Origin of the sequence: Acidithiobacillus sp. AMEEHan, assembly GCF_030996345.1 — a bacterium.
In the GTDB taxonomy this organism is placed as follows: domain Bacteria; phylum Pseudomonadota; class Gammaproteobacteria; order Acidithiobacillales; family Acidithiobacillaceae; genus Igneacidithiobacillus.
Window position 1 is genome coordinate 1,164,041 of sequence record NZ_CP118747.1, and the last position, 22,332, is coordinate 1,186,372.

Genomic DNA, 22,332 nt, shown 5'->3' on the forward strand with positions numbered 1-22,332 from the left:
CCGCAAAGCAGGCCGTCATGGATAGCATTCAGCTCCTTCATCAGCTCTGTGATTCCCAGTGTCCAACCGAATCTCTGGACTCCCTTGTCGTTCTGGATGCCCTGCTTGCGGGCCAGGAGCGCGTCGACGACCGCTGGCATCGCTTCTTGCGCGACTTGCCGGGTGCTTCGCCGGCGGAGCTTTTCGATCAGGTGCTGGCGGTGGACCGCGAGCTGGGCCAGTACCGCCGTGCCATCACCTTTTTGCGCGCCAACCTGCGTGCGCATCGTTCCGACACGGTGCGTGCGGAGCCCGCAGGGGTTCCGCAAAATTCCCTTTCCTAGTGCCTCGTTGCAAAAAGTTCTTGGGTGGATGTTGCAAAGGCGCAAAAGGGGTGCTATAACTTCTCTCGTTGTACTTTAACAACGGCTCATGAGGAGGAGTCTTGTCATGAAGAAGAATCTCGTAACCTTTGCAGTTGCCGCGGCGCTGTTGGTCCCGGCTATGGCTTTTGCTGATGATAGTTCCGATACCGCCAAGACTGGCCCTATCCTGTACGGCTATGCCCAGATCACTGGCAGCCAGCAGTTTGGCACCAATGGCCCCGAAGGCCTGATTTTTGGCGCGCACCGGATTCGTTTGGGCGTCAAGGGTGAGGCGGTCAAAGGCGTGACCTATGACTTCCAGTACAAGTGGGATGGCGCCTGGATGAGTGGTGGTTCGTTATACGGGGCTGGCCAACTTAAGGACCCCGAAGGCAAGCCTGTTTTCCCTGGCGTCGATGGCCAATCCGGAGTGCAGGATGCCTGGATCAACTTCAACTTCCTGCCTGAGGCACAGCTGAAAGTTGGTAAGTTCCGGGTGCCCGTCGGTTTGGAGCGTACCCAGTTTGGTGGTAACGATCTATGGTTTATCCAGCGCTCGATGAACCAGTCCTTGGGTGCTGATCGTAGTGCTGGTGCTATGTTCCACAGCCCTGACGTGATGAACACGGGTCTCTATTACAGCTTGGGTATCTTCGATAACCATTCTCTGGATGGCAATAACGCTTTCAGTGATTTTGGGAGTTTGCCTGAATCTCAGGTCGTGTATGGTGAAAAGATCATGAACGTAGGGGTTCCTTTCGGAGCTGGTCAGACCACTGTTGGCGGTACGCTGAGCAATGGATCGGGCAAGTATCTTTTTGCTGGTATGGTGGGATATAAACTCAATCCGTTGTTGGATGTCGAACTTTCCGGTGCTCGGGCCGACACCCTTGTTTATGGGCCACAGTACGCAAACTCCATCACGGCGTGGAATGCCGGTGCCCGCGGTGGTTTGATGGGGCTCAAGTATATGGCGGAGTACAGCCATGTAACGAGTTATGGTGGTTGGGCTGGTCTCAATGCCAATGACTGGTATGTTGCTCTTGCTGCCAACCTGCACCAAATGACCCTTACTCCAAGTTGGTTGGATATTGAGCCGGCGGTGCGTTTCGAGCGTTTCGATTGGAACATCGGCGGCAACAAGACATACCTGAACAACACCACCATTGGTGTAAATTATTCGTTCAATCCTGACGACCCTTACGCGGCCCGGGTGCAGTTGAACTATGTGATTCCCACTCAGGGCGCTGCCTTTCGCGCTGCCTATGAGAAAGGAGACACTGGAGTCATCCCGACCAACGGGTATATCTACAACACCTTGGCCTTGCAGTTCCAGGCCGGCTTCTAAGTTCGCTTAGAAGTATCTGAGGCGCTGCGGCGCCTCATTTCTTCGCCCTGCCACGATCCATTGTGGCGGGGCGGTTTGCTTTTTGGAGGTCTTCTCGCTATAAGGGAGCCCGCCGCCGGTCGGCTCTCTTCTGGTTTTTTTGGGGAATCCTGTGTCACGCCAACTTCGCAACATCGCCATCATTGCCCACGTCGATCACGGTAAGACGACTCTGGTCGATCAACTGCTCAAACAATCCGGTACCTTTGCCGCCCACCAGCAGGTGGAGGAGCGGGTCATGGACAGCAATGCTCTGGAAAAAGAGCGGGGCATTACCATCATGGCCAAGAACACGGCGGTGCAGTGGGGGGATACCCACATCAATATCGTCGATACCCCGGGCCATGCCGACTTTGGTGCCGAAGTGGAGCGGGTTTTGGGGATGGTGGACGGTGTGCTTCTTTTGGTCGATGCCGTGGAAGGGCCGATGCCGCAGACCCGTTTCGTCACCCGCAAGGCCTTGGAATTGGGACTGCGGCCGATCGTCGTCATCAACAAGATCGACCGCCCTGGTGCCCGACCCGATTACGTCATCAGTGCCACCCTTGATCTCTTCGACAAACTTGGCGCTACCGAGGAACAGCTCGATTTTCCGGTGCTCTACGCCTCGGGCCTGCAAGGCTACGCCGGAGAGGATCCCAGCGTACGCGAGGGCGACATGCGCCCGCTTTTTGAACTGATTCTTTCCCATGTGTCGGCTCCCGAGGGGAACCCTGATGCCCCGCTACAGATGCAGATTGCCGATCTAGACTATTCCAGTTATGTGGGGCAGATCGCCATTGGCCGCGTGCACCGCGGCAGGATTCGTCCCGGCCAGGACGTCGTCCTGATTCAAGGGCAGGACGCCAAGCAGAGCAAGGCGCGGATCCTGCAGGTGCTCGGTTTTGATGGCCTCAAGCGGGTGCCCTGGGAAGAAGGCGCGTCGGTGGGGGACATCGTAGCCATCACCGGCATCGAAAGTCCGACCATCGGCGCCACCATTGCTGCCCCGGAGGCGCCGGAAGCCCTGCCCTGGAAACCCATTGATGAGCCAACCCTCAACATGACCTTTCAGGTCAATACGAGTCCCTTTGCCGGGCGGGAAGGCAAGTTTGTCACCAGTCGTCAGTTGCGCGAGCGCCTCTACAAGGAGCTGCTCATCAACGTTGCCCTGCGGGTAGCGGATACGGAAAATCCCGATGTCTTTCTGGTGTCCGGGCGCGGCGAATTGCACCTGACCGTCCTCATCGAAAACATGCGACGCGAGGGCTATGAACTGGCGGTGTCGCGGCCACGGGTGATTCAGCGCGTGGTGGACGGCGTTCCCGAGGAACCCTACGAATCCTTGACCATCGACGTGGAGGAGATACATCAGGGCGCCATCATGGAGCGCATGGGCACGCGGCGAGGAGAGCTCCTCGACATGCAGCCCGACGGCCGTGGTCGGGTACGCCTAGAGTACCGCATCCCGGCCCGCGGCCTGATCGGTTTCCACACGGAGTTCATGACCACCACGTCGGGGACGGGGGTGATGAGCCATATCTTTGATGGCTATGGACCGGTAAAGGGCGCCATTCCCACCCGCATCAACGGGGTGCTGATCTCGGCGGAGGAAGGCGAGGCGGTGGGCTATGCCCTGTTCAATCTGCAGGATCGTGGACGTCTCTTCATTGGCCCCGGCGACAAAGTCTACGAGGGCATGGTCATCGGCATCCATAGTCGCGACAATGATTTGGTGGTCAATCCCCTCAAGGAAAAGAAACTCACCAACATGCGTGCCTCGGGCTCCGATGAGAACATCCTGCTCACCCCGCCAATTCGCATGAGTCTGGAAGCGGCGGTGGAGTTCATCGACGACGACGAGCTGGTGGAAGTGACGCCGGAATCCATCCGCGTGCGCAAGCGCTACCTTAAGGAAAACGAGCGCAAGAAGGCTGCCCGCTCCGGCGCTTGATGGCCTAGCCCATCGATAACTGTGGGAATCGGCAGCCGGAAGGCGATTTAAGGATGAGCGCTGCAGGCCGTTGGTGAAGCGTGCGGATCAGCCGCCCAATTGTCTGAGCCGAAGGCGAGTTGTGGGCGGCTCGCACGCGAACCTTACGGCCTGCCCGCGAGGACGTCCTGAGCCGACGGGCTGCTGTTTCCCTAGCTCAACCCGTTTATGGATGAATGGGCCGGATGAGTTGAGTCATGAACGCCCAAACGCGAACCTTACGGCCTACCCGTAAGTACTCTTGCGCTGATTGGCTGCCGCTTCCCACAGCTGTGTAGGATGACCGCTCTATCTGTGGGCCTGATGACTAGGCGGCTTTGCGCAGCCGCAGGCGGCGAAACCAGCCGCCAACGGCGGCCGGGACGTCGCTCTCCAGTGCCAGCTCCGGGTGCCGAGCCAAGAGCGTTTCAAAGACCAGATCCGTGCGGGTGGCAATCGTCCCCGAAAGGGGCGCCAGCAGCCGCCGCAGGAGGGCACGCTGGCCGGGCCGCAAGAACTTGTCGAAGATGAGCAGGGTGCCACCGGGGCGGAGGACGCGGCTGGCTTCGGCCAAGGCCTCTTCGGCGTGGGGTACGACGGCGAGGATCAGGTGCAGGAGCACCACGTCGCAGGAGGCGCTGGCAATGGGTAGGGCCTCGGCATCGGCCTGGAGGAACTGCGCCCCTTTGGCTCGCGCGCGGGCACGGGAGAGCATGGCCCAACTGAGGTCCAGGGCCACGGAGAACGCTTGCGGCGGAAGTAGCGGCAAATCCAAGCCAGTTCCTGCCCCGACCACTAAAATGGTCGATGCCGTGGACGGTATTTCGGCAATGTTGGCGGCGCGTGGGCCGCGGGAAAAGCCGATCACTGCCCAGTCATAGATCGGCGCCCAGAAATCGTAGGCGCGTTGTAGGCTGCGCTTGCTCAATGCAGCACGGTACTCACTGCCAAGCGAAAGGCGGGGATGGGGGTTTCGAAATCCTCGCCGTCTTCGCTCACCCACTGGTAACTACCGTGCATGCTGCCGACGGGGGTGGGAATGACGGTGCCGCTGCTGTATTCGAATCGCTCGCCTGGGGCTAGCGTTGGTTGCTCGCCGACCACACCAGGTCCGCGTACCTCCTGGATCCGTCCTTCGGCATCGGTAATGATCCAGTGGCGATGCAGCAATTGCGCACTGCGCGGCCCGTGGTTTTCGATCCGCACGTGATAGGCAAATACATAATGGTTTTGTTCCGGGCTCGATTGTTCCGGGAGGTAGCGCGTCTCGACCTGAATCGTGATGGCGGTGGGTACGCTCATGGGCACTGCTCCGTGAATGGCTCAGTCCTGCAGTCTAAGGCCCAGCCCCCAGGCTGCCAAGTTTCCGCGCCGGGGAAGAGCGCGGTACACTAGGCCCCAAGATCGAAAACAGAGAGTCGACAAGAATGGCCGATTTGCCCGAAATCGAATTGTTCAAACAAAAGTTGCAACGCATGGTGCTGCGCAAGAAATTGGGCAGTCTACGTTTGCAGAACGCGAAAGGCGAATTGCTCTCCGAGGCGGGTGGGCTTGCCGAAGATGCCTTGCAAGGTAAGGAAATCTCGGACATCCATCGCTATGGCACGCAAGTTTTCTTTGAGCTCGACCGTCGCGAAATCCTCGCGTTGCAGTTGGGTGGTGAGCTGAGCATGGAACTCGAGCGTGGGCCGACGATGGAAGAGAGCAGTGAGAACCGCGCCGGTCTGGAATTGGCAATCAATGCACACCTGAGCTTGCGCCTACAGGGAACGCAGTTGGGCACGCGCCTGCGCCTACTGGACGAGGCGAGTGACGTGGATTTTTTGACCAAGCTGGGCCCGGATCCGTTGCTCGTCCCGGCAGAAGGGCTGAGTCATCTGCGGGAATCGTTGGCGCGGCGTCGCAGCGCCTTGCGGAACGTGTTGTTGGATGACAGTTTTGTGACCGGCATCGGTCCTCTATGGGCCGATGAGATTCTCTTTCAAGCGCGCTTGCGCCCGGATCGCACGGTTCCCAGCCTCAGTGAGGAGGAACGGGATCGCTTTCTCGAACAGATTCCGCAGGTCTTGCAACGGGTGCTGCGCTCGCAGGCGAAGATTCCTCTGCTGCCAAAGACTTTTCTCACCCGCCACCGGGAAGATGGACATTGCCCGTCTTGCGGTGGAGCACTGGAGTCGCTGGCGGTCGGGGGCAAGACGGCACTCTTCTGCCCCGTCTGCCAGGCCTGAGAGGATCTGCTGCCGGTGCAGTGCGGAGCGAGGATCGGCCCGTGCTCCGCAGGGTGTTGCTCAGGGATGGCGCCAGGGCAGGCCACTGGCCTTCCACCCCTCCACCTTGCCGCGTTTTCCTTCCTGGTCGGGCTTGCCATCGAAGCCGCCCAGGATATTGTAGGCATGCGTGTATCCCAGGTCGGCCAGATGCTCGGCAGCCTCGGTAGAGCGTCCGCCGGTTCGGCAAAGCAGCAGCAATACCTCGTCCGCTTGAGCAACTGATTGGATCTGCTTGTCAAAATCCGGGTTGGGGGTCATGCCGGGGTAGAGTTTCCAGGGTACATGGCAGCACCCTTCGACAAAGCCGGAAAACTCCAGCTCGGGATGCGAACGCACATCGATCAGTTTGGCCTTGGGATGCTCGCGTAGGAGCGCATGGGCCTCTTCCGGGGTCAGGTCTCCTGCGTGCTTTTTGCCTTGTGCCCGCTCCGCGGCGCGGGCGAGGATTTCTGCAGTGTCCATGGTGTGCCTCCTAATTTTGCGTCGCACTGTAGTATAAGAGAAATTCTCGCGTTCGGCTGTAGCGACGCGCTTGGCGGCTCGATCAAGCCCTAGGCGCGCGGCGCAATCCGCCGTACACTCGTAACACTGGAGTCCCGTAAGGGATTTGACTAGCCAATCAGCCGAATGGAGGAGAATCGAATGGGGTACAGCCCGCAAGACGTGCTGAAGTTGATTGCCGACAAGGACGTGAAGTTCATTGATTTTCGTTTTACCGACACCAAGGGTAAGGAGCAGCACGTTTCGGTGCCGGCGCATACCCTCGAAGAAAAGACCTTCATCGAAGGCAAGATGTTTGATGGTTCCTCCATCACCGGCTGGAAGGGCATCAACGAGTCCGACATGATCCTCATGCCCGAGGCGGAATCGGCGGTACTCGATCCCTTTACCGACGAAGTCACCCTCAACCTCCGCTGCGACGTGGTCGAGCCGGCCACCGGCCAGGGCTACGAGCGCGATCCCCGCTCCGTGGCCAAGCGCGCCGAGGCCTACCTGAAGAGCACCGGCATTGCCGATACCGCCTACTTCGGTCCCGAGAACGAATTCTTCGTCTTCGACTCCGTCACCTGGCAACTCGACATGAGTGGCTGCAGCTACAAGGTCGATGCCGAAGAAGCAGCCTGGAATTCCGGCAAGGAATACGAGTCCGGCAACATGGGCCATCGTCCTGGCGTCAAGGGCGGTTACTTCCCGGTGCCACCGGTGGATTCCGCCCAGGACCTGCGCTCGGCCATGTGTCTAGCCCTTGAGGAAATGGGATTGAAGGTCGAGGTGCATCACCACGAAGTCGCCACCGCCGGGCAGCACGAAATTGGCGTTGGCTTCAATTCCCTCACCCGCAAGGCCGACGAGGTGCAAATCCTCAAGTATGTGGTGCAGAACGTCGCGGCGGCCTACGGGCAGACGGCGACCTTCATGCCCAAGCCCATCGTGGGGGACAACGGTAGCGGTATGCACGTGCATCAGTCCCTGGCCAAGGACGGCAAGAACCTCTTCACCGGCGATCTCTACGGCGGCCTGTCGGAGCTGGCGCTCTACTACATTGGCGGCATCATCAAGCACGCCAAGGCTCTGAACGCCCTTACCAACCCTAGCACCAACAGCTACAAGCGTCTGGTGCCCCACTTCGAGGCCCCGGTCTTGCTGGCCTACTCGGCGAAGAACCGTTCTGCCTCGATTCGCATCCCCTATGTGAGTAATCCCAAGGCACGGCGGATCGAAGTGCGGTTCCCGGACTCCACGGCCAATCCGTATCTCGCCTTCAGTGCGATGATGATGGCGGGCCTGGATGGGATTCAGAACAAGATCCATCCCGGCGATGCCATGGACAAGAACCTTTACGACTTGCCCGCCGAAGAGCAGGAGAAGATTCCTGGCGTGGCGGCGTCCCTGGAAGAGGCCCTGCGTGCCCTCGAGGCCGACCATGAGTTCCTGATGAAAGGCGGGGTCTTCACTCCCGACTGGCTGGAAGGCTACCTCGAGGTCAAGTGGGCGGAAGTCCAGGCCCTGCGCGTCACCACCCACCCCGTCGAATATCAGATGTACTACAGCCTATAAGGCGACGGGTTGCGCGTTCGCAATGCCCCGCCCCGGCGGGGCTTTTTACTTGCTGAACCGGCTTACTTGCGCTAATTGTTCCCGTCAGAGAACGCAGAGGAGATCGATCATGCAATCATCTGGGCGTCGCGTGGGCGTGCTTGCCGTTGTAGTCGCTTTGCTGAGCGCCGGCCCGGCGCTCAATGCACAAGCCACGATTTATCGCTGGGTTTCTCCGGACGGTGTAGTCAGTTACGGCGGAAATCCCCCTGCCAATGCGCGCCATGTAGAGACTCTCGATGGAGCACCCATGCCCAGTGCCCCGGAGCAAGCCGCGCCCGCAAGCGGCCCGGCCATTGATCGACCAGCGCAGCCGTTGCCCAAATCCGCCGCTGCGCCGCAGAAAAATCTGGGCACTCAGGAGCAGCAAGCGCTCAAGACGCAGCTGGCGGCTGCCCGTCTGCAGCTTCTGCAAGCCACCCAAGCGTACGAGAAAGGAAAAGCGGTGCGCTATGGCAATGAGCGCAATTATGCCCGCTATCTGCAACGCATCGATAGTCTGAAAGAGGCGGTACACGTGGCTGAGCTGCGGGTAGCCCTGCTCGAACACCAGTTGCAGCAGTCGGCGTCCGGGGGCGGAACGTCGTCGCCGCAAAGCTAGACCGCAGGAGGCTCGCTGGCGTACCATTGCCGGACGATTGGGCGAGTTACACGACGCTGGCAGCAGTCTCCAGTTAGGGATGGGTAATGCCTCGAATCCTTCTCAGTAATGATGATGGCTATCTGGCGCCTGGCTTGGCAGCTCTCGCCGAGGCTTTGCAGCCTCTCGGCAATATCGATGTGGTGGCCCCTGAGCAGGATCGCAGCGGCGCCAGCAATTCCCTCACTCTCGATCGGCCGTTGCGAGTGCGCAAAGGTCTCAACGGTTTCCACTACCTGGTAGGTGGCACGCCCACCGATTGCGTGCATCTGGCGGCTACCGGAATATTGCCGGAGCCCCCGGAAATGGTGGTTTCTGGCATCAATCGCGGTGCCAATATGGGCGACGATGTCCTCTACTCCGGTACCGTCGCCGCCGCCATGGAAGGCCGCCATCTGGGTATGCCGGCCATGGCCGTCTCTCTCGCCGGTCGTGAGCCTGAGCACTTTGCCAGTGCGGCACGGGTTGCCGCGGATTTGTTGCGGGGCTTACTGGCAAATCCCCTTCCCAGCGATACCATCCTCAATGTCAATGTCCCGGACCTGCCCTATGCCGAGTTACAGGGCTTTGAGGTCACCCGTCTTGGGCGGCGGCACAAAAGCGAGATGCTCATGCCGGCAGCCGACCCGCGGGGAGAGCCGGTGTACTGGATTGGTCCTTCGGGACGCGAGGCGGATGGCGGCCCGGGTACGGACTTTGATGCAGTGCGGCGCGGCTACGTTTCCATTACTCCCCTCGATCTCGACATGACCCGCTACCGTTTCATGGATGATCTCTCGCAATGGCTGCATCGTTGCGTATCGTGAGTCCCGAAGTCGGGATGATTTCGCCGCGCACCCGCGAGCGCATGGTGGCTTCGTTGCGGGTAGCCGGTATCGATGACGAACAGGTCCTCGCGGCAATGGCCGAAGTGCCGCGGCATCTCTTCGTTGCCGAGGCGCTGGCCTGTCGCGCCTATGAGCCGGTTTCTCTGCCGATCGGCTGGGGGCAGACCATTTCCCAGCCGCTCATCGTGGCGCGGATGCTGTCCGTGTTGCGGGCCAGTGGAGATCCGCGGCGTGTCCTGGAAATTGGCACGGGCTCGGGTTACCAGACGGCGTTGCTCGCCGCATTGGGCTATGAGGTGTTCAGCATCGAACGAATCGAAGGCTTGTTTACGGCGGCGCAGGAACTCCTACACCGGCTGCGCACTCCAAACGTGCGTCTGCGCCTGGGAGATGGCAGTCAGGGCTGGGAGGAGTTTGCGCCCTTTGATGCGGTGCTCTTTGCCGCTGCAGTTCCCTGTGCCTTGCCGCCATTGTTGCACCAACTTGCGGCAGGTGGCTGTTTGCTCATGCCGCAGTCCGACACGGCCGACGAACAGCGGCTCAAGCTTTATCGCTGGAATGGACAGGATGCCGAGGAAGAGGATCTTGGCAACTGTCGTTTTGTTCCGCTACTACCCGGGACGGTCAATCAGAGGGATCACCAAGGAGCCTGAACATGAGCAGCGAAGTGATGGAACTGCGGTCGGAACCGGAACTGGAAGAAGAAAATACCCAAGACGACGACATGGCAGCTTCCCCCTTTGCCGAGCATGGTCCGGATTGGGATGCCACTCAGTGTTACCTTGAAGAGATTGGCCATAACCCGCTGTTGACGGCACAGGAAGAGATCACCCTGGGGCGCCTGGTGCAGCAGGGCGATGGGGCTGCACGCCAGCGTATGATCGAATGCAATCTGCGGCTGGTGGTGCGGCTGGCGCGACGTTATATCAATCGTGGTCTGCCTCTCCTTGACCTGATTGAAGAGGGCAATCTCGGTCTGATCCATGCAGTCGAAAAATTTGATCCGGAAAAAGGCTTTCGTTTTTCCACCTATGCAACTTGGTGGATTCGGCAAAACATAGAGCGTGCCTTGATGAACCAGACGCGCACCATCCGACTGCCGATTCATGTCATGAAGGAAATCTCTTCCGTTCTGCGCACGGCACGTTGCCTCGAACAAAAGCTGCAGCGCGATCCAACTCCAGAAGAAGTCGCCGCGGCACTGGACCGTCCGGTGGAGCAGATCCGTCAGTGCCTGGATCTGGATGGCAGGGTGACCAGCCTGGATTCCGGGGGGGGCGGGAGGATGATCTCGGTCTGGCCGAGATTGTGCACGACCCCGAGGTGGCCGGTCCCGAAGATCGATTGGCTGAGCTCAACCTCAACCAGCGCATGTATGGCTGGATTGCATCTCTGGAGGAAAAGCAGCGTCTGGTGCTGTTCTGGCGTTTTGGTCTGGACGGCAATGACGGCGCTACTCTGGAGGAGGTTGGTAGTCGTTTGGGGCTGACGCGGGAACGGGTGCGCCAGATCCAGGTGGAGAGTCTCTTGCTCCTGCGCCGGCGCATCGAGGCCGAAGGGCTCGACCCCTGCACTCTCTTCGTCTGAATCTCAGGCGCTGACGGGCAGCAGCGCCGCTGCCACGTGCCGGTCTTCTGCCAGGAGAATGCCGTAGGTGCGGCAGGCAGCGGCGCTGTCCATCGCCTCCACCGTTAGTCCGCTGTCGCGCAGGGTGCGTAGCAGGGCGATATCGAGGTGCTGGGTATGTCCAGTGCCGAGCAGAAGCACTTCCGGGATGGCGGCCAGTAGCGGCTGGAAATCCTTTCCGTCGAGTAGCCGGGCGTGGGCCGGACCCCAGGGGTGCAACAAGAGGTTTTGCGCGAGCAGGACGCCGCCGCGGTAGTGCTGACCATCGATGACAAATCCCAGCTCGTCGTAAGATTGCAGATGGTGGCGCAGGGTGCCGACCTGCCGGTGTAGTTTCATGCCCGTCTCCTCAATTGACAGCACCGATTTGCCTCTCTATTGTTCTTCGATTTTGATAGATGCCTCAAGGGCAGGACTCTGGTAGCCATGAACAGCGATTTCGAGCGGATTCGACGCCTCCCGCCATATGTCTTCAATATCGTCACGGACCTCAAGCTGCAGGCCCGCAAGCGTGGCGAAGACATCATCGACTTTGGCATGGGCAATCCCGATCAGCCGACGCCGCAGTTCATCGTTGACAAGCTCTGTGAGACCGCTCAACGCGGCGATACCCATCGCTATAGTGTGTCGCGGGGTATTCCGCGGCTGCGCAAGGCCATCTCCGGCTGGTACGAACGCCGCTTTGGAGTCTCAATCGACCCCGAGTCGGAGGCCATCGTCACCATCGGCTCGAAAGAGGGCTTGGCGCACCTGGCCCTCGCTACCATGGGCCCGGGCGATACGGTGCTGGTGCCGAGCCCGACCTACCCCATCCATCCTTACGGTTTTGTCATCGCTGGTGCCGATGTGCGCCATGTGCCCATGCTGCCGGGTCTCGATTTCTTCGACGAATTGGAAAAGGCGATGAAAGCGGCGTGGCCCAGACCCAAGATGCTGGTTATCAACTTTCCGCATAATCCCACCGCGGAAGTGGTCGATCTCGATTTTTTCGCACGCATCGTCGAGTTTGCCAAGGAGCACCGCATCTGGGTGGTACATGATCTGGCCTACGCTGATATCGTCTTCGACGGCTATCAGGCGCCGAGCTTTTTGCAGGTGCCGGGAGCCAAGGATGTGGGGGTGGAGTTTTTTACCCTCTCCAAGAGCTACAACATGCCCGGCTGGCGGGTTGGTTTTGCGGCGGGCAATCCCAAGCTGATCGGCGCCCTGGCGCGCATCAAGAGTTATCTCGATTATGGCACCTTCACGCCCATCCAGGTGGCCTCCATCACCGCTCTGGAAGGGCCGCAGGACTGTGTCGAAGAAATTCGCACGATGTACGAACAGCGGCGCGACGTTCTCTGTGACGGATTGCATGCGGCAGGCTGGGAGGTGACTCGTCCCAAGGCCACCATGTTTGTCTGGGCACGGATTCCGGAAGGGTTGCGCAGCAAGGGATCGCTGGAGTTTGCCAAGATGGTGCTGGAGCGGGCGAAGGTGGCAGTCAGTCCCGGTATTGGTTTTGGTGAGCTCGGGGATGAATATGTGCGTTTCGGTTTGGTCGAGAACGAGCATCGCACTCGGCAGGCCATTCGCGGCATCAAGCAGATGTTTCGTGAGGGTTGGGGATGAGTACCGATAGCCGTCCAGTACGTGTGGGTATTCTGGGCATGGGTACCGTGGGACAGGGTACCGTGCGCGTGTTACTGCGCAACGCCGAAGAAATTACCCGCCGGGTGGGACGTGACCTGCGTTTGGTCCATGCTGCGGTGCGCAGTCCGCAGCGGCTGGAAGGACTCGCCTTCCCGGGCCGGATCAGCGCCGATCCGTGGGCGGTGGTGCGTGATCCCGAGGTCGATGTGCTGGTCGAGGTCATGGGGGGCACCGGACTCGCGCGCGAGCTGATCCTCGCCGCCATTGACAGCGGCAAGCATGTGGTTACCGCCAACAAGGCGCTGCTCGCTGAGCATGGCAATGAGATCTTCGCCGCCGCGCAGCGCCGCGGCGTGATGGTGGCCTTTGAGGCGGCGGTAGCCGGGGCCATTCCCATCATCAAGGCGATCCGTGAGGGGCTCGCCGGCAATCGTATCCATTGGTTGGCGGGCATCATCAATGGCACCAGCAACTATATCCTCACCCAAATGTTTCGCGAGGGCTGGAGCTTTGCCGAGGCCTTGGCCAAGGCGCAGGAGCTCGGCTATGCCGAGGCCGATCCTGCCCTGGACGTGGATGGTGGCGATGCCGCGCACAAGATCACCCTGATGGCCTCCATCGCCTTTGGCATTCCGGTGGATTTTGCCCACTGTCATGTGGAGGGTATCCGCTCGCTGCAGGGCGAGGATGTGCACTATGCGGCGGAGCTCGGTTACCGCATCAAGCTCTTGGGCATTGCGCGACGGCGCGACGATGGCGTCGAGTTGCGGGTGCATCCGACCCTGATTCCACAGGATCACTTGCTTGCGCACGTGGAAGGTCCTTTCAATGCGGTGCTCGCCGACAGCGATGCCGCCGGTCAGAGTCTGTATTACGGCCGCGGTGCCGGCGGGGATCCGACGGCCAGCGCGGTGGTCGCTGATCTGGTGGACGTGGCGCGGACGATGACCGCCGATCCCAGCAATCGGGTACCGCATCTGGCCTTTCAGGCGGATGCCCTCAGCCCCTTGCCCTTATTGCCCATGGCCGAAGTCGAAAGCGCTTATTACCTGCGTATTCAGGCGGAGAATCGCGCCGGGGTTCTCGCCCAGGTGGCGACGATCCTGGCGGAATATCAGATTTCCATCGAGGCGTTGGTGCAGCGCGAGCGACCCGGTGCCGCATCGGTCCCCATCGTTTTGCTCCTGCATCGTTGTCGTGAAGGTGACCTGGAGCAGGCCATCGCTCGTATCGAGGCTCTTGCCGTCGTCAGCGCGCCGGTGCTGCGCCTGCGCGTCGAGGCCCTGGACGAAGGCTGATTTCCACGCAAGGATCTTTGACATGACCCGTTATACCGGAATTATCGATCGCTACCGTTCGTATCTGCCTCTGGCTCCCGACACTGAGGCAGTTTCTCTGGGAGAAGGCGATACGCCGCTTATCGAATGCATCAATCTCCCGCGCCAGTTGGGTTTCGACCTACGACTCTTCGTGAAATTCGAGGGACTCAATCCCACCGGATCCTTCAAGGATCGCGGTATGACCATGGCGGTGACCAAGGCCAAGGAAGACGGCAGTGAGATGATCATCTGTGCCTCGACCGGCAATACCTCTGCCGCTGCCGCCGCTTATGCGGCGCGGGCGGGGATGCGCGCCTTCGTCGTCATTCCCGAAGGCAAGATCGCGCTCGGCAAGCTGTCGCAGGCCATGATGCACGGCGCCCTTGTCCTGCAGATTCGCGGCAACTTCGATGCCGGTATGCAGATCGTCCAGGACGTGGCGGCCAACGCTCCCATCACCCTGGTCAATTCGGTCAACCCCTATCGTCTGCAAGGGCAGAAAACGGCGGCCTTCGAGATCATCGAGGCCCTGGGCGAGGCGCCGGACTACCATGCCCTGCCGGTAGGTAACGCCGGCAACATCACTGCCCACTGGATGGGCTACTGCGAGGCCACGGACCCGCGCTGTGATGCCCAGGACGTCCTCACCGGCGCCTGCAAGTTCTGTGCTGGGCAGTGTCCTTACGGACATCGGACGGGTGCCAGCAAGCGTCCGAAGATGCTCGGCTTTCAGGCGGCAGGGAGCGCGCCTTTCATTGCTGGTGACTTCGTGCGCGAGCCCGAGACCATCGCCACCGCGATTCGCATTGGCCGCCCGATGTCCTGGGAGCAGGCGCACCAGGTCGCGAAAGAGAGTGGCGGCTGGTTCGCTGCCCACAGTGATGCGGAAATCCTCGAGGCGCAGCGCTGGCTAGCGCAGTATGAGGGTGTCTTCTGCGAGCCAGCCTCGGCGACCTCCGTCGCTGGCGTGGTGGCCGCCGCCCGCGCCGGCAAGATCGAGGCCGGGGCAAAGGTGGTTTGTACCCTGACAGGGCACGGCCTGAAAGATCCGGACACCGCCATTGCCCAGGGAGGTTCGGTGGTCACTGTCGACGCAAATCTGGAGGCGGTGCAGCGCGCCATTCTGGAGCGCTGATGGCAAGACTGGGCCTGTGGCTCGCGGGCCTCCACGGACTGCCCGAGGAAAGGCTCGGCACGTTGCTGCCGAGGCTCTGGGGGCAGGGGAAGGCCGAGCGCTTGGCGGCGCAATCGAGTTTGGAGGCTGCGGGTCGGCTCTTGGGCTTTTCCGCGCCGCTGCCGGCAGCCGCCCTGCTGGCATGGCAGGAAGGCGTGGACTGCGCCGGTGACTGGGTACTGGCTCTGGAGCCGGTGGCGATTGGCGGACAGGCGGGGAGGGCAGTGCTGCAGCCCGTCGGTACGCTGCCAGAGGCTGAGGATGCTGCATTGTTCGCTGCAGCCCAGGCCCATTTCGTCGCCATGCCCTGGCGGCTGCGGCGAGGCCGGCAGCGTTGGTACCTGTGCAGCCGCTCCCCCCTCGCACTGCATACTCCCGACCCCAACACGGTGTGGGGGCACGAACCCTTGGTGGAGCGTATTCAGGGTGCCGATGCCCGCGCCGTGCATGCCTTTCTCAATGAATTGCAGATGCTGCTCGCCGCGCATTCCCTCAATGAAAGGCGTAGTGCCGAGGGTCTCGACCCCTGGTGTTACTTCTGGCCCTGGGGTGAGGGAAGCCTGCCTGACGAGCGTCCGCAAAACCCCTGGACCCATTTGGCCGCGACCGGCGAGGAGCTGCGCGCGGCCAGGCAGTGGCTGGGGCTGGCGGACTGGATTCCCAACCAGGATCCATGGCCCGAAGCCCTCCTGTGGGTATGGCCGGAGGATTGGCGTTTTCCCGAGGTGGCGGCCCAGTTCGAGCAGCAGGCAGCCACATTGCAAGGCTTTCGCCGAGGCAGTGGTGCCATCGATCTCTATACCGGGCTGCTCGCCCAGGGAGATGGTGTGGAGCATTTGCAGCTCTCACCGGGCAGCCGTTGGGCCTTCTGGCGTCGCCGCAGGCAGCCGGGCGGGACGCTGCGACACGGACATTGGTAGCGATGCGACGTCCGGAAATCTGCACGCGGAAAGTCTCTGCGGAAGTGGAGTCGGCAGCGCTGGCATTAGGCTACAGCCCCTTGCAGGCGCGTCTCATTGCCGGTCGGCTGGGCGTGGAGCATGCCGGATGCTTGGCCGATCTGCTATCGGTGAAGCTCGCGCAACTGAGTCCTCCCGACCTGCTCCCCGACATCAAAGTCGCTGTGCAAGCCACCATCGACGCGCTGCAACGACGCCTGCCGATTCTCCTCATCTCTGATTATGACGCCGATGGCGCCTCCGCCCACGCGGTGCTGAAACTGGCCTTTCGCGACCATTTTTTCGTCCCAGAAGAGCGGCTGCATAGTTATATCGGCCACCGCCTGCGCGACGGTTATGGCGTCTCGGAGAACCTCACCGAGCGCATTCTCGCCGAGGCTCCGCGTCCGGCCCTGCTGATCACCGCCGATCAGGGCAGCAGCGATCAGCAGCGCATTGCCCGCCTGCAGGCGGCGGGCTTTACCGTCATCGTCACCGATCACCACGGGGTGCCGCAAGCTGGCCCACCCCCCGGCGCCGTGGCGTGCGTCAATCCGGTCCGCTGCGATTCGCATTTTCCCGATCCGTACATCGCCGGTGTCCATGTTGCCTGGCTCTACTGCTGCGCCGTGCGCCAAGGATTGCAGAGGGCGGGCTTGCTGCCGGCAGACGCTCCCAAACTGGGCGACTTGCTGGACTTGGTGGCCTTGGGGACGGTGGCGGACTGTGTGGATTTGGCCCGTTCCCCCAATAACCGAGCGGTCATCGCGCGGGGTCTGCGCTTGATGAATGGCCCTCGCCGTCGGCCGGTCTGGACCGCCCTCGCCGCTATGACCCGTAGTGGTGCACAGATTGACGCGGCCACCCTGGCCTTTCGCTTTGCACCATTGATCAATGCCCGTGGCCGCCTCGATTCGGCGCAGGACAGCGTGCGACTGTTTCTGAGCGAGAACTTGCCCGAGGCGGAGAGTCTCGCCGTCGTGCTTCTGGAAGATAACCAGGTGCGCAAGGCGGTGCAGGCGCAGATGCTGCGTGGGGCACAGGGGCAGATACAGGAACAGCTGCGTGCCGGCGCTGCGGCGCTGTGTATTTTTGATCCCGCGGGGCATCCGGGGGTGCAGGGAATCTGCGCGGCCAAGATCGTTGAGGCGACAGGTCGACCGGTGGCCTTTTTTACTCCCAAGGAAGATCCTGAGCTCGTCAGCGCTTCGCTGCGCAGTATTGGCAGTTTTCATGTGCGGGACGCTCTGGCCGAGATCGCCATTCGGCACGCCGATGCTTTCCTGGCTTGGGGCGGCCATGCCGGGGCAGGAGGCGTCACTCTGCGGCGCAGCGCCCTGGATGCCTTTCGCAGCGCCTGGGCAGAGCTGGCGGCGGCACATTTTGCGGAAGAACCGCTCGGCCCGCGCATCTGGACCGATGGCATCCTGCCGACGCTCCCAAGCCTGGAACTATTGCAGGAAATCAGCGAATTGGAGCCTTTTGGTCGGCAATGGGAGGCCCCCCTCTTTGTCGGGGACGGGACGATCAGCAGCCTACGACCGGTGGGCGATGGCCGCCACCTGAAGCTCGCGCTGCGCATGGGCGGCGAGGGTTTCGACGCCATCTGGTTCTTCGCCAGCGAGGATGGTGAGCATCCGGTGCAGGTCGGCCAGCAAATCCGTTTCGCCTATGCCCTGGAGCGCAACCACTGGCGCGGTGAATCGCGCCTGCAACTGCAGATTCGTCACGCCGAACCCAGCGCCTAGTCCCGCGAGGCGGGCGGCTATCGTCACAATCCTTCACGGAAAAGTTTTTGAAGATGGCGTTGGCCTCGCCGTACTATCAGCGAATGGTGAATGACATTTCTTGCCCGCAACAATCATCGGTTCTGCTGATCCTGGGAATGCATCGGAGTGGCACCAGCGCTGTCGCTCGGGCTGTTGAAAGCTTCGGGTTGTCTCTAGGAGATCGACTCCTCGGTAGCGCGCCAGATAATCCGAAAGGTTATTGGGAAGACGCCGACGGCGTAGCCCTCAACCAGAGAATACTGGAACAGTGCGCGTTGCGCTGGAATGAGGCGCGCATACTCTCGGCAAAACAATTGCTGACTACCGCAGGGGACAGCCTCTGCGCTTCCGCAACAGACCTGTTAGCCAACCGCGTAGCATGCTGGGGGAGCTGGGCGTTCAAGGACCCGAGAACGCTTCGGACCCTGCCGATCTGGCTACATGCCGCCGGGCAGGCGCAGGTTGAAATTCGGAGTTTGCTGGTTTTGCGCCATCCCCTGGAAATTTGTGCATCCCTGGCGACACGGAATCAGATGGATTCGCTCCGCGCGCAGTTGATGTGGGCAGCCCATTGGTTACCCTTTCTACCGTTGTTACGGGGAGGCAGCATGGCCGTCGTTCAATACGACGAGGTCTTGTCGGCCCCTGTCCGCGTGCTGAGTCGGGTTGCGGAGCAATTGGGCTACACAGTCAATCAAGAAAGTCTGCAGCAGTATGGGAAATGCTTCCTTGATCGTAATCTGCGCCATCACCAGGCCGAAAGCGGAGAGAAACGATTATTGCCTTTGGTAGCCGATACCTACGCGCTGCTACGGGAGCTTGATGCACTGCCGGCAGAGGCTTTCTGGCTGGCCTGGAAAGACCTGCAGGTACGTCATCGCGAGTGGTCGGATCTATACGCTTTGCTCGATGCGGAGACCGAGTGGCGGCGGCGCAGACGCGGAGCTTGGTGGAGGTGGTCTCATGGACAGTTCCAACACAGTCGTGCCTGAGCAAGCGACACCACCGTTCCCGGTATTCGTCATCACGCTGATACAACGAGAGGAGCGTCGCGCCCATGTTGCGGCGCTGCAGCGATCGGTTCCCTATCCGCTCACGGTATTTCCGGCGATCACCCCGCAATCGTATGCCGAGGTCCCAAGCTATGACCAAAGATATCGTCAGCATCACTTTGGCTACGATCTGACCTTGGGAGAGCTCGGCTGTTTGCTCAGCCATCGATCGTTATGGGAAGAATGCGTTCGGCGCAATCAGACCTTGTGTATTCTAGAGGACGACGTAGAGTTATCTGCAGACTTTTCGGTCATTCTCCATCAGGCGCTAGCAAAAGAATCGCAATGGGACATCCTACGATTTCTCGCGGAGCGTTGGGATCGTTGGCGGGTCCCCGTTCTTGGACTGAGGGAGGACCGTATCTTGACCCACTATCCACGCCCGGCGATGGGTACCGCGGCGTACCTGATCCAGCCGCAGGCTGCACGTCAACTCTTGCGGATGACCGAACGGATCCGTATTCCCGTGGATCAGGTAATGGACCGATTCTGGGTACATCGCATGAAACTGCGGGTGGTGGAGCCGTATCCAGTCACCATCACCTTGTCTTATCCATCAGCCATTGCAGAACGAGGATGGCAAGCGTGCCATGCTGATCGCCCGCGCCCGTGGTGGCGGCGCCTGCAGCGCGATGCACGCAATGGAACGGAGCGATTACTGGGGATTCTCTTCAGCCTGCCCCTGCTGTGGCTCGCATGGCGCTTCTGGTGCAGAACAAAATTCGACTCAAGTTCTTGCCCTACAGACGTACCGGCGGGAGTCTTTTTTCAGTCAACCACCAGTCAGCAGGAAAAGGCGCGAATCCGCCGCAGGCGCAAGCTGTTGCCAAGAACGAAGATTGAGGAAAAGCCCATGGCAACGCCGGCGAGCATGGGATTGAGCTGCACACCCCAGGGCAGAAAGACTCCGGCGGCGAGGGGCAGCAAGAGAATGTTGTAAAAGAAGGCCCAGAAGAGGTTGCCGCGAATCCGCCCCAGGGTTTGCCGGGCTGCCCGTAGGGCGGTCACCAGGGTGCCGAGGTCGGGGTGGCTCAGCGTCACATCGGCGGCCTCCATGGCGATCTCCGTGCCGCTCGCGAGAGCAACCCCGACATCTGCCTGTGCAAGGGCCGGAGCATCGTTGATGCCGTCACCAATGAAGGCAACCCGCCGACCCTGGGTCTGATACTCCCGGACGACGTTGGCCTTGTCTTGCGGCAGTATCCGTGCATGTACTGCCTCGATGCCGAGTTGTTTCGCTACCCGATGCGCCGGTATCTCGCCGTCGCCGGTTACCAGGGCCAGATCCATTCCCATCTGGCGCAGCGCCGCGCAAACCGCTGGCGCTTCAGCCCGTAAGGCATCGGCCACCGCGAGCCAGCCCAGGTAGCGGCCGTCCTGTGCCACAAAGACGATGGTCGCACCGACTGCTTCCTGGGTGCGCAGCTCGTCGTCCTCGGGGATGGCGATGTTCTGCTGCGCCAGAAACTCCCGTGTCCCCACCCGCACCCAGGCGCCGGCAAGCTGTCCTTCTACCCCTTGTCCGGCTACGGCCTGGAAATTCTCGGCCTGGAGAACGAGTTCGGGTACCGCGTGGACGATGGCGCGGGCGATGGGATGTTCCGAGTCGCGCTCGACCGCCGCCGCAATCGTCAGCGCCTCTTGGGCACCACCGCGAGCGACCAGGGTCGGGTGACCGCAGGTGACGGTACCCGTTTTGTCGAACAGTATCGTGTCGACTTCGGCCAGCATCTCCAGGGCACTGCCCTTGCGAAAGAGGACCCCCAGTTCGGCGGCGCGTCCGGTACCCACCATGATGGCTGCCGGGGTGGCAAGACCCATGGCGCAGGGGCAGGCGACCACCAGTACGGCCACGGCCGTGGCCAGCGCCAGACTGACGTCAGCGCTGTAGAGCGACCAAAATAGGAAGCTCAGCAGAGCAATGGCGAGGACCAGCGGGGAAAAGATGCGGATCACCCGGTCGGCAAGGCTCTGGATGGGCAGCTTGCCGCTCTGCGCGGATTCCACCAGGGCAATGATCTGGGCCAGCACCGAGTCTTTTCCGAGACGCGTGACCTCGATGCGCAGGCGTCCATCCTGGCAGAAGGTGCCGGCATAGACCTCGGCGCCTGCAGCACGTTTCTGGGGAATCGGTTCACCGTTCAGCATGGCTTCATCGACATGGGCGCTGCCGTCCAGCACCCGGCCATCCGCCGGGACACGCTCCCCGGGGCGCACCAGGAGATGATCGCCGAGACGCAACTGGCTGATGGCAACTTCCTCTTCCTGCCCTTGCGCGTCGATGCGTCGCGCAGTTTTCGTCTGCAGCTGCAACAGGGCGTAAATGGCCGCCGAGCTGCGTCCCTTGGCAATCTCTTCCAGATACTTGCCGAGCAGCACGGCGGCAATCACCACGGCCGCCGAGTCGAAGTAGAGATGACGAGCGCTGGCGGGAAAGACGAAGGGGACAAAAAGTACCAGGCTGCTGTAGAGCCAAGCCGCTCCAGTCCCCGTCGCTACCAGCGAATTCATGTCGGGAGACAGGTGACGATAGGCAATCCAGCCCGGACGAAAAAAACGCCGTCCGGGCCAGAACAGCACAATACTCGTCAGAATAAACTGCACGCCCTCCCAAAATCTGGGGAGCGGGGCATGGTTCTGCAGCCAATGCGCGAAGGGCGCCGAGAACGCCGACCCCATTGCCAGAAGAAGAACGATGAGGGCGAGACTGACGGCGAGGAGCACATCACGGCCCATGGCGCGGAGGATGGCGGCCTTATGCCCGTCTTCCTCCGCCTCCTCGCTGCGGTCCAGGTTTCTGGCTCCGTAGCCCGCTGTCTGGATGGCGGCAATCATCTCGTCGACGGAGATGCTGGCTGGCAGGTAGCGGACTTGCGCGCGCTCCGTTGCCAGGTTGACGCTGGCTTCGAGCACCCCGGTCAGGCGGCGTAGGGTGCGCTCCACCCGGCTGCTGCAGGAGGCGCAGGTCATCCCCTCCACGGCTAGTTGCGCTTGCGCGCTGAGGGTGCCGTAGCCCGCCTTTTCGATGGCGGCAACGACGGCGGAGGCGGGCGTTTGCGCTGGATCAAACTGGATGTCCGCCGTTTCCGTCGCCAGGTTGACGTTCGCTTCCACCCCCGCCACCTTGTTCAAGGCCCGTTCCACGCGGTTGCTGCAGGAGGCGCAGGTCATGCCCGTCACTCCCACGCGTAGGCGCTGGGTGCTCGGGGTGCGCGCGATCTTCTTGTCGAGGGATTCGGGTTTCAGTGTACGGTTCATGGTTGCAGGATAAACCCTTTACTTGTTTGTAAGGTCAAGGCCGCTTTC

Annotated in this window: 21 protein-coding genes and 1 pseudogene; 17 read left to right on the forward strand and 5 right to left on the reverse strand. The window is 61.2% G+C overall.

Annotated features, from left to right (window positions below; translation table 11 throughout):
* The first annotated feature begins 17 nt into the window (after positions 1–17).
* The 3 genes from ORD17_RS05960 to typA all read left to right on the forward strand — a co-directional run bounded on the left by ORD17_RS05960 (position 18) and on the right by typA (position 3,664).
* The gene (locus tag ORD17_RS05960) at positions 18–323 is read left to right on the forward strand and encodes a hypothetical protein (protein ID WP_308389941.1); all 306 of its coding nucleotides are present in this window, start codon (positions 18–20) and stop codon (positions 321–323) included.
* Positions 324–429: 106 nt separating this feature from the next.
* Entirely contained in the window at positions 430–1,692 is a 1,263-nt protein-coding gene (locus ORD17_RS05965) for a porin (RefSeq protein WP_308389942.1), read from the forward strand.
* 151 nt (positions 1,693–1,843) lie between these two features.
* Positions 1,844–3,664: a translational GTPase TypA gene (gene typA / locus ORD17_RS05970; RefSeq protein WP_308389943.1), complete on the forward strand. Its 1,821-nt coding sequence runs from the start codon at positions 1,844–1,846 to the stop codon at positions 3,662–3,664.
* Positions 3,665–4,010: 346 nt separating this feature from the next.
* Here typA and ORD17_RS05975 read toward each other — a convergent pair whose 3' ends face one another.
* Both ORD17_RS05975 and apaG read right to left on the reverse strand, forming a co-directional pair.
* Entirely contained in the window at positions 4,011–4,610 is a 600-nt protein-coding gene (locus tag ORD17_RS05975) for a class I SAM-dependent methyltransferase (RefSeq protein ID WP_308389944.1), read from the reverse strand.
* The gene (apaG, locus tag ORD17_RS05980) at positions 4,607–4,984 is read right to left on the reverse strand and encodes a Co2+/Mg2+ efflux protein ApaG (protein ID WP_308389945.1); all 378 of its coding nucleotides are present in this window, start codon (positions 4,982–4,984) and stop codon (positions 4,607–4,609) included. Before apaG ends, ORD17_RS05975 begins: the two co-directional genes overlap by 4 nt.
* Before the next feature lie 125 nt (positions 4,985–5,109).
* Between apaG and ORD17_RS05985 the strand changes: the two genes are divergently transcribed.
* Positions 5,110–5,910, forward strand: a complete 801-nt coding sequence (locus tag ORD17_RS05985) for a DNA-formamidopyrimidine glycosylase family protein (RefSeq protein ID WP_308389946.1) — start codon at positions 5,110–5,112, stop codon at positions 5,908–5,910.
* 60 nt (positions 5,911–5,970) lie between these two features.
* Here the strand turns inward: ORD17_RS05985 and ORD17_RS05990 are convergent, their stop codons facing one another.
* Positions 5,971–6,414, reverse strand: coding sequence for a rhodanese-like domain-containing protein (locus ORD17_RS05990; RefSeq protein WP_308389947.1), 444 nt, complete (start codon positions 6,412–6,414; stop codon positions 5,971–5,973).
* Between the two features lie 180 nt (positions 6,415–6,594).
* Between ORD17_RS05990 and glnA the strand changes: the two genes are divergently transcribed.
* The 6 genes from glnA (at position 6,595) to ORD17_RS06020 (ending at position 11,103) form a co-directional block, all read left to right on the forward strand.
* On the forward strand, positions 6,595–8,010 hold the full coding sequence (glnA, locus tag ORD17_RS05995; RefSeq protein ID WP_308389948.1) for a glutamate--ammonia ligase: 1,416 nt from the start codon (positions 6,595–6,597) through the stop codon (positions 8,008–8,010).
* 109 nt (positions 8,011–8,119) lie between these two features.
* A complete protein-coding gene (locus tag ORD17_RS06000) occupies positions 8,120–8,650 on the forward strand; it encodes a DUF4124 domain-containing protein (RefSeq protein ID WP_308389949.1) in 531 nt (176 codons plus the stop codon).
* An 86-nt stretch (positions 8,651–8,736) separates the two neighbouring features.
* Positions 8,737–9,495, forward strand: coding sequence for a 5'/3'-nucleotidase SurE (gene surE / locus ORD17_RS06005; RefSeq protein WP_308389950.1), 759 nt, complete (start codon positions 8,737–8,739; stop codon positions 9,493–9,495).
* Positions 9,471–10,169 (forward strand): protein-L-isoaspartate(D-aspartate) O-methyltransferase, encoded by a 699-nt coding sequence (locus ORD17_RS06010; RefSeq protein WP_308389951.1) that lies wholly within the window; start codon positions 9,471–9,473, stop codon positions 10,167–10,169. The genes surE and ORD17_RS06010 overlap by 25 nt, the downstream gene beginning before the upstream one ends.
* 2 nt (positions 10,170–10,171) lie before the next feature.
* Entirely contained in the window at positions 10,172–11,005 is an 834-nt protein-coding gene (locus tag ORD17_RS06015; RefSeq protein ID WP_308389952.1) for a sigma-70 family RNA polymerase sigma factor, read from the forward strand.
* Positions 10,930–11,103, forward strand: coding sequence for a sigma factor-like helix-turn-helix DNA-binding protein (locus ORD17_RS06020; protein ID WP_308389953.1), 174 nt, complete (start codon positions 10,930–10,932; stop codon positions 11,101–11,103). Before ORD17_RS06015 ends, ORD17_RS06020 begins: the two co-directional genes overlap by 76 nt.
* A 3-nt stretch (positions 11,104–11,106) precedes the next feature.
* Here the strand turns inward: ORD17_RS06020 and ORD17_RS06025 are convergent, their stop codons facing one another.
* Positions 11,107–11,481 (reverse strand): MTH938/NDUFAF3 family protein, encoded by a 375-nt coding sequence (locus ORD17_RS06025; RefSeq protein WP_308389954.1) that lies wholly within the window; start codon positions 11,479–11,481, stop codon positions 11,107–11,109.
* Positions 11,482–11,568: 87 nt separating this feature from the next.
* On the opposite strand from ORD17_RS06025, the gene alaC reads away from it, so the two are divergent.
* The 7 genes and pseudogenes from alaC to ORD17_RS06060 all read left to right on the forward strand — a co-directional run.
* Entirely contained in the window at positions 11,569–12,753 is a 1,185-nt protein-coding gene (gene alaC, locus ORD17_RS06030) for an alanine transaminase (RefSeq protein ID WP_308389955.1), read from the forward strand.
* Positions 12,750–14,072 carry a homoserine dehydrogenase gene (locus tag ORD17_RS06035; protein ID WP_308389956.1) on the forward strand — a complete coding sequence of 441 codons (1,323 nt, stop codon included), beginning with the start codon at positions 12,750–12,752 and terminating at the stop codon, positions 14,070–14,072. Before alaC ends, ORD17_RS06035 begins: the two co-directional genes overlap by 4 nt.
* 22 nt (positions 14,073–14,094) lie before the next feature.
* A complete protein-coding gene (thrC, locus tag ORD17_RS06040) occupies positions 14,095–15,228 on the forward strand; it encodes a threonine synthase (protein WP_308389957.1) in 1,134 nt (377 codons plus the stop codon).
* Positions 15,228–16,187 carry a hypothetical protein gene (locus ORD17_RS06045; protein WP_308389958.1) on the forward strand — a complete coding sequence of 320 codons (960 nt, stop codon included), beginning with the start codon at positions 15,228–15,230 and terminating at the stop codon, positions 16,185–16,187. The genes thrC and ORD17_RS06045 overlap by 1 nt, the downstream gene beginning before the upstream one ends.
* Positions 16,188–16,189: 2 nt before the next feature.
* The gene (locus ORD17_RS06050; protein ID WP_308389959.1) at positions 16,190–17,953 is read left to right on the forward strand and encodes a DHH family phosphoesterase; all 1,764 of its coding nucleotides are present in this window, start codon (positions 16,190–16,192) and stop codon (positions 17,951–17,953) included.
* A gap of 47 nt (positions 17,954–18,000) precedes the next feature.
* Positions 18,001–18,966, forward strand: a complete 966-nt coding sequence (locus tag ORD17_RS06055) for a hypothetical protein (protein ID WP_308389960.1) — start codon at positions 18,001–18,003, stop codon at positions 18,964–18,966.
* Positions 18,938–19,495: pseudogene (locus tag ORD17_RS06060) on the forward strand (glycosyltransferase family 25 protein); the annotation flags it as partial. The gene ORD17_RS06055 and the pseudogene ORD17_RS06060, both read left to right, overlap by 29 nt.
* Before the next feature lie 314 nt (positions 19,496–19,809).
* Here the strand turns inward: ORD17_RS06060 and ORD17_RS06065 are convergent.
* Positions 19,810–22,284 (reverse strand): heavy metal translocating P-type ATPase, encoded by a 2,475-nt coding sequence (locus ORD17_RS06065; protein ID WP_308389961.1) that lies wholly within the window; start codon positions 22,282–22,284, stop codon positions 19,810–19,812.
* Positions 22,285–22,332: the final 48 nt, after the last annotated feature.

Bases quoted from the DNA above. Each gene is read 5' to 3' on its own strand.
- ORD17_RS05960 (WP_308389941.1), top strand. From the start codon at position 18: ATGGATAGCATTCAGCTCCTTCATCAGCTCTGTGATTCCCAGTGTCCA.
- ORD17_RS05965 (WP_308389942.1), top strand. From the start codon at position 430: ATGAAGAAGAATCTCGTAACCTTTGCAGTTGCCGCGGCGCTGTTGGTC.
- apaG (WP_308389945.1), bottom strand. From the start codon at position 4,984: ATGAGCGTACCCACCGCCATCACGATTCAGGTCGAGACGCGCTACCTC.
- ORD17_RS05985 (WP_308389946.1), top strand. From the start codon at position 5,110: ATGGCCGATTTGCCCGAAATCGAATTGTTCAAACAAAAGTTGCAACGC.
- ORD17_RS05990 (WP_308389947.1), bottom strand. From the start codon at position 6,414: ATGGACACTGCAGAAATCCTCGCCCGCGCCGCGGAGCGGGCACAAGGC.
- glnA (WP_308389948.1), top strand. From the start codon at position 6,595: ATGGGGTACAGCCCGCAAGACGTGCTGAAGTTGATTGCCGACAAGGAC.
- ORD17_RS06000 (WP_308389949.1), top strand. From the start codon at position 8,120: ATGCAATCATCTGGGCGTCGCGTGGGCGTGCTTGCCGTTGTAGTCGCT.
- surE (WP_308389950.1), top strand. From the start codon at position 8,737: ATGCCTCGAATCCTTCTCAGTAATGATGATGGCTATCTGGCGCCTGGC.
- ORD17_RS06010 (WP_308389951.1), top strand. From the start codon at position 9,471: ATGGCTGCATCGTTGCGTATCGTGAGTCCCGAAGTCGGGATGATTTCG.
- ORD17_RS06015 (WP_308389952.1), top strand. From the start codon at position 10,172: ATGAGCAGCGAAGTGATGGAACTGCGGTCGGAACCGGAACTGGAAGAA.
- ORD17_RS06025 (WP_308389954.1), bottom strand. From the start codon at position 11,481: ATGAAACTACACCGGCAGGTCGGCACCCTGCGCCACCATCTGCAATCT.
- alaC (WP_308389955.1), top strand. From the start codon at position 11,569: ATGAACAGCGATTTCGAGCGGATTCGACGCCTCCCGCCATATGTCTTC.
- ORD17_RS06035 (WP_308389956.1), top strand. From the start codon at position 12,750: ATGAGTACCGATAGCCGTCCAGTACGTGTGGGTATTCTGGGCATGGGT.
- thrC (WP_308389957.1), top strand. From the start codon at position 14,095: ATGACCCGTTATACCGGAATTATCGATCGCTACCGTTCGTATCTGCCT.
- ORD17_RS06045 (WP_308389958.1), top strand. From the start codon at position 15,228: ATGGCAAGACTGGGCCTGTGGCTCGCGGGCCTCCACGGACTGCCCGAG.
- ORD17_RS06050 (WP_308389959.1), top strand. From the start codon at position 16,190: ATGCGACGTCCGGAAATCTGCACGCGGAAAGTCTCTGCGGAAGTGGAG.
- ORD17_RS06065 (WP_308389961.1), bottom strand. From the start codon at position 22,284: ATGAACCGTACACTGAAACCCGAATCCCTCGACAAGAAGATCGCGCGC.